Source organism: Neisseria sp. P0009.S007 (genome assembly GCF_051962515.1).
In genome coordinates this window covers 1-934 of record NZ_JBQCVF010000624.1, presented here as the reverse complement: position 1 = coordinate 934, position 934 = coordinate 1, and the positions used below count along the sequence as shown (strand labels likewise).

The 934-nt window shown below is 50.3% G+C and carries 1 protein-coding gene; it reads left to right on the top strand.

What is annotated here, in order from left to right; translation table 11 throughout:
• Positions 1–92: 92 nt before the first annotated feature.
• On the top strand, positions 93–934 hold an 842-nt coding region (glnS, locus tag ACTHS3_RS15245; RefSeq protein ID WP_440368400.1), incomplete at its 3' end, for a glutamine--tRNA ligase.

Here is a 934-nt window from a genome sequence, read left to right as displayed (position 1 = left end):
AATTGAGCCATCATTCCATTCCTTTCAGACGGCCTGATTGAATGCTCAGGCCGTCTGAAAACAGAAAATCATTTTCCTATCAAAGAAATATTATGTTGAATAAAGACCAATTCGCGGACAACCACTTTATCCGCACCATTATCGAAGAAGACCTCAAAAGCGGTAAGCATACAGCCATCCAAACCCGTTTCCCGCCCGAGCCGAACGGCTATTTGCACATCGGCCACGCCAAATCCATCTGCTTGAACTTCGGTTTAGCTTATATTTATGACGGTTTGTGCAACCTGCGTTTTGACGATACCAACCCTGAAAAAGAAAACGACGAATACGTCAACGCCATCAAAGAAGACGTTGAGTGGTTGGGCTTCCATTGGGCGGGCGAGCCGCGTTTTGCCTCCAACTATTTCGACCAGCTTTACGACTACGCCGTAGGTTTAATCAAAGACGGTAAAGCGTATGTCGATGATTTGACGCCAGAAGAAATGCGTGAATATCGCGGTACGCTGACCGAAGCGGGTAAAAACAGCCCTTACCGCGACCGCAGTATCGAAGAAAACCTCGACCTGTTTACGCGCATGAAAAACGGCGAGTTCCCCGACGGCAGCAAAACCCTGCGTCTGAAAATCGACATGGCATCAGGCAACATCAATATGCGTGATCCCGTCATCTACCGTATCCGCCGCGCCCATCACCACAACACCGGCGATAAATGGTGCATCTACCCGATGTACGACTACACGCATTGCATTTCCGATGCCATCGAAGGCATCACGCATTCCTTGTGTACGCTCGAATTTGAAGCTCACCGCCCGCTGTACGACTGGGTGTTGGACAACATCCCCGCGCCGCACGCCACCCGTCCGCGCCAATACGAGTTTTCCCGTTTGGAGCTTCTGTATTCCATCACGTCCAAACGCAAGCTGAACCAACTGGT